This window comes from Frankia sp. BMG5.60 (assembly GCF_059428125.1).
In genome coordinates, this window is the sequence record NZ_CM182091.1 from 3552087 (window position 1) to 3564685 (window position 12599).

Consider the following 12599-nt stretch of genomic DNA (forward strand, 5'->3'; position numbering starts at 1 on the left):
CCGAAAATCGCCGCATTCACCGATCGGTGTTCGCCGTCGCCCGGCCGGCGGCGCGCGGCACGCCCGCCGCCGGGTCGGTGTCGCCGTCGGCGGTGACCACCCAGCTCATCTGCAGGCATAGCTGGCCGTCGTCGCCGTCCGCGCTGACGGCCACGGCCGTGGCGCCCAGCCGGGGCGCGCCGCCGGGGGCCCCCGGGCCGGTGATCGCACGCGCCCAGTCCGGCGGGATCGCCGTGCCCGCCACGGTGAGCGTGAGGCTGCCTCCGGTGGCGTCGCAGATCAGGGTGAGCAGGGCCCGGGGGCCCGGGATCGCCTGTAGCACCCGCGGAAGCAGCGTTTCGAGCCGGGCGCGCACGAGCGCCGGGGCCACCCGCAGATCCCCGGCGACCTGGGCGTCGATGCGAACGCCACGGGACTCCGCGTCGAACAGCGCCGCCGCCAGGTCGCCGAGGGCGGCGGCGTGACTGGCGACGAGGGTGCGGCGGATCATGGCGGCGAACCGCCGGCACCGCTCGCGCACCGCCGGGTCACGCGGGTCGAGCAGGCCGTCGCGCACCGCCGCGAGCAGCGGCAGGACCTCACGCTCGATCATGCCGAGCGCCCGCGCCCGATCCGTTCGGATCCGGACCTCGGCCTCCCGCCCGGCCGCGAGGCGGGCCTCCCGCCCGAGAGCCCGGGCTGCCGCGTCCGCCGAACGGCGCAGCACCGGACCGCCCATCGCGGCCATGATCTGCAACGCCGCCAGAGCGTTGAGCGCCGAGAGGAGCTGCGCGAACGGCAACGGCCCCGGCACGGCGCCGAACACCGCGACGCCGGTGAACGTGGCGGCCGCGCACCCCAGGGCGGCGATCCACTCGACCGCCGGCCGAGACACCGTGACCTGCATGAGCAGCAGCGGCAACACCAGCACCGGCCAGGCCACGACCCGGCTCGCCCCCGGCTCGGCGGTGCCGACCAGCGCGGCGGTGGCCACCGTCACCGCGAGCCCGCACGCCACCAGGCCGAGGGCCTCGAGCCGGGTGGCCGGGCGGCGGCGCACCCGCCTGGTCACCTCGACGACCGCGGCGCCGAGCAGGAACCACAGCCCGATGGCCGCCGGAGACGTGCGCAGCCCGCCGGGCAGCACGAGCAGCACCGGCCCGGTGAACGGGTACCAGATCACAGCCGCGAAGGCCACGGCGCGGCGCAGGCTCGCGGTGTAGACGCCGCGCAGCCCCTCGGCGGACGCCAGATCCGGCCCCGCCTCGCCGCCATCACCGGCCGCCCGGGCCGGCAACTCGCCGGGCGACAACTCGCCGGGCGGACGAGCCGGCGACTCGCCGGGCGGACGAGCCGATGACTCACCGTCCAGCCGGGCTGGCCGCACATCGGGCGGCCGGGCGGCCAGGGTCCGGGACAGCCGGGCGGACAGAGCCCGGGGCAGCAAGGCGGACAGAGCCCGGGGCGGCTGGGCCGACGAGGCCCGATGGCCGGCGGCCGGCCGGGCCCACCCCGGTAGCCCGTCCGCGGCGCCCGGGTCGGCGGGTGGCGCGGTCCGCGCCCAGGTGAGCAGGACCCGGGTGCCGCGGCCGGGGGCGGCGGCCAGCCGGACGCGGCCGCCGACCTCGGCGAGCCGAGCCTGCACCGAGCGGCTCAGCCCGAGCCGATCCGGGGGCACGGCGGCCGGGTCGAAACCCCGCCCCTCGTCGCGCACCATCACCCCGACCGCGGTCGGGGTGCGGTGCACCGTGACCCAGGCCTGACCGGTGCCGGCGTGCCGGCGGACGTTGGACAGCAGCTCGGCGGTCGCGGCGGCCAGCGCGGCCGCCACGTCGGCCGGCAGGTCCTGCCCGCTTGCGGTGCCCGGCAGGGGCGAGCCGGGCGTGCCGACGCTGCCGGTCCGGCCGAGCCGCACCCGCAGCCCGCGCAGCCGGGCGGCGTCGGCGACAGCGTCGAGCCGGGCGTCGAGGCCGCGGGTGGCCGCGCCGGCCGGGCCGTCGAGCAGCCCCTGCACGGCGGCGATGGCGTCCTCGGCCTGGGTCCGGGCGAGCCGCGCGTCGTCGCCACCGCCCCAGGCGATGCCGGCGAGGGTGTTGAGCACGGTGTCGTGCAGGACGCGCTCCCGCTCCCGCTCCGCTCGGGCACGGGCCGCGGCGATCGTCTCGGCCCGCTCATGGTCCGCCGCCGCCCGCAGCCGGCCGTCGGCCCTGCCCGCGGTCGCCCGCAGCCGCCCCACCCCGAACCGGACGAGCAGGGACAGGAAGGTGACGAGCAGGACGGCGACGGCGACCCGGCGGTAGGCGCCGCCGGGATCCGACGCCGCACGCGCCGCCGCGGACGCCGTCCAGCCCGCGCCGGTGGGCACGGCCGCGGCGAGCCGCCCGGCCACGCCCACCCCGCCCGCCAGGGCGGCGCACAGCGTGACCAGGACTCCGGCGAACACCCGCCGGCTGGTCATCGCGCCCGCGACCAGGGCGGCGTGGGCGCAGCCGAGGTAGACCCAGGTCCCCGCCCCGCCGACGGACACCGCCGGAACGGCGGCGCCGGCGGCGAGCGCCCCGCCCGCGCCCGCGCCGACGTTGGCGAGGACGAGCCCGGGGCCGAGCCCGCGGCGAAGGCTCAGCGCCACGTAGCCGAGCCCCCACGCGAGCTCCAGCAGTGCGGCGGCGAGCCCCAGCGGGTGCCGGCCGTACCAGGACCACCAGACCGCCAGGTACAGCGCCGTGGTGACCAGGCCCAGCACCCGCAGCACGGCGAAGGTGCGCACGAGAACGGCGGTGAGTGCGTCCGATGCGCTGAGTGAGGCGCCGAGTGAGGCGCTGACCGGCACGGACATCAGTCTGGCCCGTCGAATCAGGACCCATCCGACGATCGGCCGTAATAGTGGGCCGGGATCGCCCGGATCAGGTGCGGTCGGAGCTGAACCGGACCGCGCCGGCGGTGAGGACCGCGCCCGGGAACACCCGCGCACCGGCCCGCAGCTCGTTGCCCGGCTCGATGACGGCGCCGTCACCGACGACCACGCCGTCGAGCACGACGCCGGGACCGATCATGGCATCGCGGCCGATCACGCTGTCCCGCACGGTGGCGCCAGCCTCGACGACCGCGCCGTCGAAGAGCACGGCGCCGTCGATCGCGGCGCCCGCCCCCACCCGGGCGCGCGCCCCCACGGTGGCGCCGCCACCGATCTTGGCGTCGGCGGCCACAGCGGCGCCGGCCAGGACCAGGCAGTCCCCGACCGGCCCGGGCAGCGCCGAGGAGACCATGCGGCCGGTCACCAGGTCGCGGCTGCCCTGAACGAACGCCGCCGGCGTGCCGAGGTCGAGCCAGTAGGTGCTGTCCGGGTATCCCATGACCGGCGTGCCGGCGGTCAGCAGGGCGGGAAAGGTCTCCCGCTCGACCGACACCGGCCGACCCACGGCGATGGTGTCGATCACCGAACGGCGGAACACGTAGCAGCCGGCGTTGATCAGGTTGGTGGGCGGGTCGGGCGTCTTCTCCAGGAACTCGGTGACGCGACCGTCCGCGTCCACGGGCACCACGCCGAACGCCCGCGGATCGGACACCTCGGTCAGGTGCAGGGTGACCGCCGCGTCCGCCGCGGTGTGCCGGCGGATCAGGGCCTGAATGTCCAGGCCGGACAGGATGTCACCATTGAAGATCACGACCGGGTCGTCCGGGCCGCCGCGCAGCCGCCCCGCGACGTTGCGGATCGCGCCGCCCGTGCCCAGCGGTTCCGTCTCGGTCACGTACTCCAGCTCGAGGCCGTGGGCGGACCCATCTCCGAAGTACTCCTCGAAGACCTCCGCCCGGTAGGAGGTGGCGAGCACCACCCGGTCGATCCCGGCGTCACGCGCCCGGGCCAGCATGTGCGCGGTGACCGGCACCCCCGCGACCGGCAACATCGGCTTGGGGGCCGACATCGTGAGTGGTCGTAGACGGGTCCCCTGACCGCCGACAAGCATCACTGCGTCCATGGACAGTCAGTGTCGCAGGGCATGGGGTAGCCCTTGGAGACGGATGGGCAGCGGGACCACTACCCGAACGTGCCGCCATGGGCCAGATACATTCTGTTCAACGCGCCGTCACCGCGCGCCCCCGGTCGCCGCCGCGGCTCATCCCCCGGTAGTGGTCCCGCGATCCGTGAGCAGCTCCGCGGACCGGGTCGCCCTGGCCCCGGCGCTGTCCTTGGCGAAGGCGAGGGCGAGCAGCAGCCGGGCGCCGAGCCCGGCGCCGAGCAGCAGCCGCAGGGGCGCGCGCGCCGGCCCCGGGTACTGCCGGGACAGGTAGCGGAACATGCTGCGGTGGTGGGCCACCACCATCCGCCGGGACGACCGCTTCGTCGAGTGCCCGCCGAGATGCTCGACGACCGCCGACGGCACGTACACCGACTGCCAGGACGCCGCCCCGATCCGCCGGCCCAGGTCGACGTCCTCCATGAACATGAAGTACGACTCGTCGAAACCGCCGACCGCCTCGAACGCCTCCCGGCGCAGGAGCTGGCAGGAGCCGGACAGCCAGCCGGCGGTCATCTCCCGCGGGGCGCCCCGCTCCCGGCGGTAGGAGGCGGTCCACGGGTTCGTCGGCCAGCACCAGCCGAACAGCGCGTGGCCGATCCCCCGCCCCAACGACGGCAAGTCGCGGGCCGAGGGATAGAGGGCGCCGTCCGGGTTGGTGATCCCGGGGCCGAAGGCGCCCCCGCCGGGCCAGCGCTGGGCCGCGGCGATCAGCTCGTCCAGCGCGCCCGGCCGGAACGAGATGTCGGCATTGGAGATCACCAGCCAGGGCGCGTCGGCGCCGGCGGCACCCCGGTTGACGGCGCTGCCGTAGCCGAGGTTGCGGCCCGGGCGCAGCAGCCGCGCCTCGGGGCGCTCCCCCGCCGCGCGGGTGCCCGCGTCGAGCTTCGGGGAGTTGTCGACGATGACGACCTCGTACGCCCGGGTCGTCGCCTTCGCCAGGGAGTCGAGGAACGCACCGATGATCTCCCCGGACCGGAAGGTCACGACGACGACCCGCATCTCCGGCTCCACACCCATGTCCTCGCCCACCCGTCTCACCGGCCCACCCGTCTCCACCGGCCCACCGATCTCCACCGGCCCACCCGTCTCCACCGGCTCGCCCACCTCGGCGGCCCGCCCGCCATCCGTCCGACCAGCACGGCCCGCGCCGCCATGGTGACGGCGAGCGGCATCCGTGCCGGGGAGACCGTAGCGCGCCCTTTGCGGCGGTCTTGGCCCCGGGGCCGGCCGCCCGCGGGGAGCCGGCCACGAGGCGTGGAGTCGGTGGGCAGGCTCGCGCGCACCGGCCGCCGTCGGTCGGCGGTCGGCGGGCCCGCACGCGAGCCGCCCGCGGGCGCTCAGCGCTCGGCGACGGCCCGCGCGTAGCTCGCCAGGTGGGCCTCGGCGCTCGCCGCCCAGGTGAACTCCCGGGCCCGGGCGAGGCCCGCCTGCCCGAGCTGGTCGCGCCGCTCGGCATCGTCGAGCAGGGCGCCCATCTCGCGGGCGATGGAGTCCGGGTCCGGCTGGGTGTAGGCGACGGCGTCCCCGCCGACCTCCGGCAGCGACAGCCGCGGGGTGGTCAGCACCGGCGCGCCGCAGGCCATCGCCTCCAGCACGGGCAACCCGAACCCCTCGCCGTGCGAGGGGTAGGCCACCAGCGACGACCCGCCCAGGTACCCCGGCAGGTCGGAGAAACGCAGATAGCCGGGCCGGATCACCCGCAGGTGGCTGGGCACCGAGGCGACGGCGGCGTCGACGTCGTCGTCCCAGCCCGAACCGCCGGCCAGCACGAGGGCGGGCGGCTCGTCCCGCCAGTGCACCGCCTCGGCCCAGCCCCGGATCAGGTTCGGGACGTTCTTGCGCGGCTCCAGCATCCCGAGGAAGGCCACGTAGCGCGCGTCGCCCAGGCCGAGGCGGCGGCGCACCCGCAGCTTGTCCTCCTCGGTCGGCGGGTGGAAGGTCGACGTGTCGACGCCGTGGTAGGCGACGTCGGTGGTGGTCGACTCCCCGTCGAGCACGCGGATGAGCTCGTCCCGGGTCGCCTTCGACGGGACGATGATCCGGGCGGCGCGGCGCACCGCGGTGCGCATCGCCGAGCGGAAGAACGTCCCCTTCACCGCCGTGTGCATGTCCGGCTCGGTGAAGAAGGTGACGTCGTGGATGGTCACGCAGACGGGCTGCTGGGCCCGTAGCGGCATCGTGTAGTGCGGTGAATGGATGACGTCGGCATTCACCTGCTCCGCGACCAGTGGCAGCCCGGTCTGCTCCCACGCCAGCCGCGCCGGCCGGTGGGCGATGGCCGCCGGCCCGGACAGAACGGTGGCATGTGGAGCCATCCGGCTGTAACGTTCCTCGTCCGACCGCTGGCAGACCAGCGCCATGTCCGCACCGGCCGCGCCCAGCGCCGCGACCAGCCCGTCGACATAACGCCCTACGCCACCACGGTCGGCCGGGACCGAAGTCGCGTCGACGAGCACCCGGGGTCCCACGGCGCTCCTTCCCTGACGCGCCACCCTGACAGGGGTGGCCGCTTGCTTCACGGTGACCGCTTGCTTCCCAACGGGGGCAACACTACGCCCGCCCGTCAGCGGCGACGGACACGGCAGGGGAGCCGCCGACTCGACGGTAGAGCGCCCACGTCGCCTCCGCCGTCGCATTCCAGGTAAATGCCTGCGCACGCGCGCGTCCGGCAGCCGACAGCCGCCCCCGCAGGTCCGAATCGCCGACGATCCGGGCCACCGCGGACGACAGCGCGGCGGCGTCGCCGACGCCGGCCACCAGCGCGGCGTCCCCCGCGACCTCGACCAGTGCCGGGGCGTCGGAGATCACCACCGGCACCCCGTGCGCCATCGCCTCCACCACGGGCAGGCCGAAGCCCTCCGACCGACTCGGCGCCAGAAGCACCCCGGCCCGCGAGAGCACGACCGCGAGATCCTCGTCACTGATCCGCCCAAGAGTGCGGACCCGGGAGCCGTCCAGACCGTGCCGTGCCGCCTCGGTGCGCACATCGAGTCCGCCCCAGCCGACCGCGCCGACGTGCACCAGCGGCAGGCCCGGGTCGTCCGGCCGGCGCAGCGCGGCGAGCGCGGTGTCCAGCCCCTTGCGCGGCTCCAGCGTGGCCAGGGTGAGCAGGTAACCACCCGGCGGGGGCAGGCCCAGGCGGGCCGCGCGGGCATCGGCGTCGGCCGGCACGCGGACGACCGCCTCGGCCACCCCCTCGCCGATGGCATGCAGCCGCTCGGGGGGGATCGGCAGGTGCCGGGCCACCTCGGCGGCGACGGCCAAGGTGGGGACGATCACCGCGTCGGCGTGCCGGGCGGCGCGCTCGCCCATCAGCCGGTGCCAGCGCGCTCCGTGCGGAGTCAGCGTTTCGGGATGGGTCCAGGGCACCGCGTCGTGGATCGTCACGACCAGCTTCGGCCGGGGCCGGCGTCGGTCGAGGGCGTCCCCGAGCGCCGGCGCGACGCTGTGCGCGGCCCACGCGGCCACCGGCGGCCGCGCGGGACCCCCCGCCGGCCGGCCGCCGGGCCGGTCGGACTCGGGCGGGTCGGAGTCGGACCGGATGGAGTCGGACCGGTCCGATGTGCCAGACCGGCCGGAACCGCGCAGGGTCTCGACCACCGAGCCGGTCACGCGGCCGGCGGTGCCGCCCGCGGGCGGGAGCAGGAGGGTCGGCGCGTGGATGACGTCCACGCCGGTCGGCGCGGGGCCGACGCCGCGCGACCAGGCCGCGGCCAGCGCCCGGCGGGGCAGCCCGAGGCGCAGCGGGCCGAGCACGCCCGGCAGCCCCGCGGCGTCCACGCCGCGCCGCGCGGCACACCAGCCGACCACCCCGTCCCCCGGCGCGGCACGGCGGGCGAGGGCGGTCGCGAGCTCGGCGGAATAGCGGCCGGTCCCACCCGGAACCGGCGCGAGCAACTGCTCGACCAGGAAGCCCACACGCACGGGTCACAGTGTGCCCGGACCCCTCGGCGGCCCCGGTCCGGGGGCCCGTCGAGCGCCACCCAGGTGCCGATCTGCGCGGGTCCAGTGGGCGCCGGGGCGGCACCCGCTCGGGTGGCCGCAGCTGGAGTGGGCACGCGGCGGGTACCCAAGCCGGACACCCCCGACTCAGCGCTGGCGACTACGCAGGGCGGCGGCGACCATGACCACGCAGAACAGTCCGCCGATGAGGTATCCCCACCACCGTTCGCCGTCCGCGGCGTCGGCCGCGGCGCCCGCCCCGAAGATGATCAAGCCGAACAGCAGCACCGTGAGCAGCGCGGCAACCGCCCGCTGGGCGAAGCGGGAGCTCGGCGGCGGGGGCGGGCCGGTGCGGGGCGGGGGTGGGGTGCGCGGCGGGGGTGGGGTGCGCGGCGGGGTGCGGCGCGGCCCCTCACCGGGCCGTGAGCGCCGGGCCATCGACTCAGCTCCCCCGCTTGCGGGCGTGGGTGAGCACCACGCTGCCGGCCGTGTCCGGGGCCCGGCGGTCGGCCAGCGCGACGGCCGGGGAGAGCACCGCCGCCGCGTTCCAACCGGCCCGACCGCCCTTCGCGGACAACGTCAGGTACAGCCGCTCGGCGCGTTCGCTGCGGAACATGTACGTCTGGCGGACGACGTCCAGCCCGGCGTCGTCGAGCAGCTTCGCGAGGTGCTCGCCCGGATAGGTGTGCTTGACGTGGTAGCGCTCGCGGTGGCGGTCGAACAGGTCCGGCCAGGCGGCCGCCCGGGTCAGCGCGTCCGCGGACATCACCAGATCGCCGCCGGGGCGCAGCACCCGCGCCATCTCGGCAAGCGCGGCCGGCCCGTCGTCGAAGTGCTCGATCGCGCACACCGACATGACGACGTCGAAGGTGGTCGCCGCGAAGGGCAGCGCCAGCGCGTCCCCCTCGACGAGCCCCGGATGGCCGCGCAGCCGTCGGCCGAACTCCAGCTTGTGCCGCGCCAGGTCGAGGCAGACGGCGCGGGCCCCGCGGCGGGCGGCCTGACCGGCCCAGTAGCCGTCGCCGCCGGCCACGTCGAGCAGCGTGCGCCCGGTCAGCTCGCCCGCCCACTCCAGCAGGGTGCCGACCTCACGGCGGCGCATCACGTGGACCTGGTGACCCACGAAGGCGAGGGCGTCGTCACGTACGGGGCTCACCAGTCCACCTTCCGTTCCGGCCGTTGTTGACGGACAGTCTGCCCGCCATGTGGGCACCGTCCGCGCCTGGACCCGCCAGATATACCTCAGGTGATCGTCTCCGGACGCGGCGCGACGAGCCGGGCGGCAGGCGGGACCACGGCCGGACCGGGCTGAGAACCCTCATCCGCCGCCGAGCGCGCCGAGCGCCGCGTCGAGGTAGGTCCCCCAGGCCGTCTGCGGGTCGGGCGGGGAGACCTTCGCCCGCAGGTCGGCGAGCACGCCCGGCTCGTAGAGGCGGCGCAGGGCCGCGGCGAGCGCGTCGACGTCGTCCGGCGGGACCAGCAGGCCGTCGACGCCGTCACGGACCGCAGTGGCCAGGGTGCCCACGGTCGTCGCGATCACCGGCAGGCCGTGCAGGTGCGCAAGATCGACGTTCTGCGACGCCGTGCCCGCCCGGTACGGCAGCACCAGGGCGTCGGCGCCCGCGAACAGGCCGGGCACCTCGGCGGTGTCGACGTAACCGGCCCGCACGTCGACCCGGTCGGTCAGGCCGAGGTCGGCGATGAGGCGGGTGGTCTGTGCGGCGTCGCCCCAGAACTCCCCCGCGACGGTGAGCCGGACGTCCGCCGGGCCGCCGGCCAGCGCCCGCAGCAGCACGTCGAGCCCCTTGTAGGGCCGGACCAGCCCGAAGAACAGCAGGCTGCGTCGCGGCCGGCCACCCGCCGTGGCCTGGGTGGCGGGCTCGGCCTGGGTGGCGGCCTCGGCCTGGGTGGCGGGCTCGGTCACCTCCGGGCGCCGCCGGGTCGGCGAGGACCACAGGTGCGGGGCCATCTCGGCCACCACCACCGGCGCCGGGGTGAGTGTCGCGGCAAGCTCGGCCTGCGCCGGGGTGTGCACGAGCACCGCGGACACCCGCCGCAGCACCGCCCGGACCAGCGGCTCGTCCACCGCGCGCCGCTCGTGCGGGAGGACGTTGTGGCACAGCGCCAGCACTCGCGGGCCGCCGCCCCGGCGCCCGGCCCGGCCGCGCAGGGCGGTGAGGATGGCCAGGTAGGCAGGCGCCTGGATCGGGGTGACGACGACCAGAACGACCGCGTCGGCCTCGTGCCGCAGCCGCCGGCCGAGCCGGACCCAGCCGTCGGGTCGGCGCCAGGACAGCGGATAGCGGGTCGACCCGAACGGTTCCATCTCCGGCTCGGCGACTCGTTGCACGCCCGGGTAGAGCCGCGCCGGGTACTGGTCCGACCAGGACTCGATCACGACCTGGTGCCCCAGGGCGGCCAGCCGGTGCGCGAGCTCGGTCGTGTGCTGGGCGATCCCGCCCTTGTACGGGTGGGTCGGGCCGATGACCGCGACGCGCACGGTCAGGTGTTGCTGCGGGAACGGGCGACCAGGTCACCGATCAGGGCGAGCACGGCGATCTGGAAGCCGACGAGGATCGCGAGCAGGGTCGAGGTCGCCACGTGGAAGTCGTAGCGGACGAGGTCCACGATCAGCTTGATGAAGCCCAGCCCCATGATCCACAGGGCGATCGGCATCAGCACCTTGAGCGGGTCGAAGTACATGACCATCCGCAGCACCTGCAGGATGTAGCGACGCGCGTCGCGGAAGGGATGGAACTTCGACGTCCCGGCACGCTTCGCGTAGTCGATCGGGATGTAGTCGACCGGGTGCTGGTTGGACAGGAACGACATCGTGATCGTGGTGACGCAGCTGAAGCCGGGCGGAAGCAGCCGCAGGTAGGGCAGGGAGACCTCGCGGCGGAAGGCCCGCAGGCCGGAGTTCAGGTCCGGGATCTTCATCCCGGACAGCCGCTGGGCGATCATCCGGATGAGCCACTTCGCCGGCACCCGGGCCCACTTGTGGGTCCCCTCCTCGGTGAGCCGGGCCCCGACGACCTGATCGACGTCGAGGTTGTCGTCCAGGTAGCGGACGAACTCCGGGATGCGCTCGTTCGGGTAGGTCATGTCGGCGTCGGTCCAGACGACGATCTTCCCCCGGGCCTCCTGGGTACCGATGCGCCGGGCCGTGCCCGAGCCGCCGTTGCGGCGGAACGGCATGATCCGCATCCGGGGGAAGCGGGGGGCCGCGTCGCGCAGGACGGCGAGGGTGTTGTCGGTCGACTTGTCGTCGATCGCGAGGATCTCGTAGGCGTACCCGCTGGCGTCCATCGCCGCCGTGATGCGCTCCAGTTCGCGCACCACGTGATCCTGCTCGTTGTAGCAGGGCAGAACGATGGTGACGTAGGGGACGTCGGGTCCGAGCGCGACGAGGTCGTCGCCGGCCGCGGGCTGCGTCGGGGTGCTGCCCTCCGGATGGTCGGGCTTGTGGATGGCGCTGACACTCACGTCGGTGTGGCTCCCGGTCGTCGTTCCCGGCGGTGATCGCCGCTGCGGGGCGGCGGGCCGGTGCATGGCGCGGCCCGACGTCGTCCCCACTCCGATCGCCGGTCCGTGGCGGTGATGCGCGGTCCGTCCATTCGGGCGCGCCGTTCTAGAGTGGCACGTCCCGTCCCGGGGTCCGACGACCGGGCCGACGACCGGGCCACGTCGGCGCCTACTGTTTGGACCGTGGCTGCGTTCAGAAGTGATCTACGTGAATACGTGCGGCAGGTGCGGACGCTGCGGGCCGCCCGGGAGACCTCGGCCCGTTCGTTCGTCGCGGGCCTGCGTTACCCGCTCGCCCACAAGCAGCCGATCTGGCTCGGTTCGCCGACCGTCATCGAGGGTCGGGAGCGCATCGAGTTCGCCGAGGGCGCGGCGCTGCGGGTCGGCCTCGGCGGGTTCGGCCTGTCGACCAAGCGCGACACCTCGATCATCCGGGTGCATCCGGAGGGCCGGCTGCGCTGCGAGGGGGTCGTCTCGCTGCAGCGGGGCGTGCGGGTCGTCGTCGACTCCGGCGTGCTGGAGCTGGGCCCCGGCGCGAACGTCAACGGGTTCGCCAAGATCCTCGTCCGGGAACGGATCTCCATCGGGGCCTACTGCAACGTCTCGTGGAACACCCAGCTACTCGACAACGACTTCCATCCCATGGTCGTCGACGGCGTCGAGCAGCCGGTGAGCGGACCGATCGTGCTGGAGGACCGGGCCTGGATCGGCACCGGAGCGATCGTCCTCAAGGGTGTCACCGTCGGCGAGAGCGCGGTGGTGGCGGCGGGCTCGGTGGTCACCCGCGACGTCCCGCCGAAGGCCGTCGTCGCCGGGTCGCCGGCGAAGGTCGTCGGCCACATCGACTCCTGGCGCTGAGGCACGAGCCCGCCGGGCCGAGGCAACAAGCCCGCGGGCCGAGATGGGGCTCCCGGTGCCGAAGGACGGACTCCCGGGCTGAGATGGGGCTCCCGGTAGCGAGGGTGGATTCCCGGGCTGGGGCGTGCGGCCTGGTGCGGGCCTACCGCGGACACCGCCGGACTGCGACGCGGGTCGCGGGGGAACACTGCGGACGGTGACCTGCGGCACACCGGAAAGCACCTCACCACCGTCCGCGACCAGGGCCGATGTGCGGATACCCGGACAGTCAACCGA

General features: G+C 75.4%; 10 protein-coding genes. 1 reads left to right on the top strand and 9 read right to left on the bottom strand.

Going from position 1 to position 12599, the window contains the following annotated elements; genetic code table 11:
* Positions 1 to 16 precede the first annotated feature (16 nt).
* The 9 genes from AC5R91_RS14325 to AC5R91_RS14365 form a co-directional block, all read right to left on the bottom strand.
* Positions 17 to 2815 (bottom strand): sensor histidine kinase, encoded by a 2799-nt coding sequence (locus tag AC5R91_RS14325; protein WP_495397642.1) that lies wholly within the window; start codon positions 2813 to 2815, stop codon positions 17 to 19.
* A gap of 67 nt (positions 2816 to 2882) precedes the next feature.
* Positions 2883 to 3956 carry a mannose-1-phosphate guanylyltransferase gene (gene manB, locus AC5R91_RS14330; protein ID WP_495397643.1) on the bottom strand — a complete coding sequence of 358 codons (1074 nt, stop codon included), beginning with the start codon at positions 3954 to 3956 and terminating at the stop codon, positions 2883 to 2885.
* Between the two features lie 138 nt (positions 3957 to 4094).
* A complete protein-coding gene (locus AC5R91_RS14335) occupies positions 4095 to 5015 on the bottom strand; it encodes a glycosyltransferase family 2 protein (protein ID WP_495397963.1) in 921 nt (306 codons plus the stop codon).
* Between the two features lie 320 nt (positions 5016 to 5335).
* Positions 5336 to 6466 carry a glycosyltransferase family 4 protein gene (locus tag AC5R91_RS14340; protein ID WP_041938882.1) on the bottom strand — a complete coding sequence of 377 codons (1131 nt, stop codon included), beginning with the start codon at positions 6464 to 6466 and terminating at the stop codon, positions 5336 to 5338.
* 82 nt (positions 6467 to 6548) lie between these two features.
* Positions 6549 to 7922 (bottom strand): glycosyltransferase family 4 protein, encoded by a 1374-nt coding sequence (locus AC5R91_RS14345; protein WP_495397644.1) that lies wholly within the window; start codon positions 7920 to 7922, stop codon positions 6549 to 6551.
* Positions 7923 to 8087: 165 nt separating this feature from the next.
* Positions 8088 to 8378, bottom strand: a complete 291-nt coding sequence (locus AC5R91_RS14350) for a hypothetical protein (RefSeq protein ID WP_044884639.1) — start codon at positions 8376 to 8378, stop codon at positions 8088 to 8090.
* Between the two features lie 4 nt (positions 8379 to 8382).
* Positions 8383 to 9096 (bottom strand): class I SAM-dependent methyltransferase, encoded by a 714-nt coding sequence (locus tag AC5R91_RS14355; protein ID WP_495397645.1) that lies wholly within the window; start codon positions 9094 to 9096, stop codon positions 8383 to 8385.
* A gap of 162 nt (positions 9097 to 9258) precedes the next feature.
* Positions 9259 to 10440, bottom strand: a complete 1182-nt coding sequence (locus tag AC5R91_RS14360; protein WP_495397646.1) for a glycosyltransferase family 4 protein — start codon at positions 10438 to 10440, stop codon at positions 9259 to 9261.
* Positions 10441 to 10442: 2 nt separating this feature from the next.
* Positions 10443 to 11426, bottom strand: a complete 984-nt coding sequence (locus tag AC5R91_RS14365; protein WP_495397647.1) for a glycosyltransferase family 2 protein — start codon at positions 11424 to 11426, stop codon at positions 10443 to 10445.
* 222 nt (positions 11427 to 11648) lie between these two features.
* Between AC5R91_RS14365 and AC5R91_RS14370 the strand changes: the two genes are divergently transcribed.
* Positions 11649 to 12323: an acyltransferase gene (locus tag AC5R91_RS14370; protein WP_495397648.1), complete on the top strand. Its 675-nt coding sequence runs from the start codon at positions 11649 to 11651 to the stop codon at positions 12321 to 12323.
* Positions 12324 to 12599: the final 276 nt, after the last annotated feature.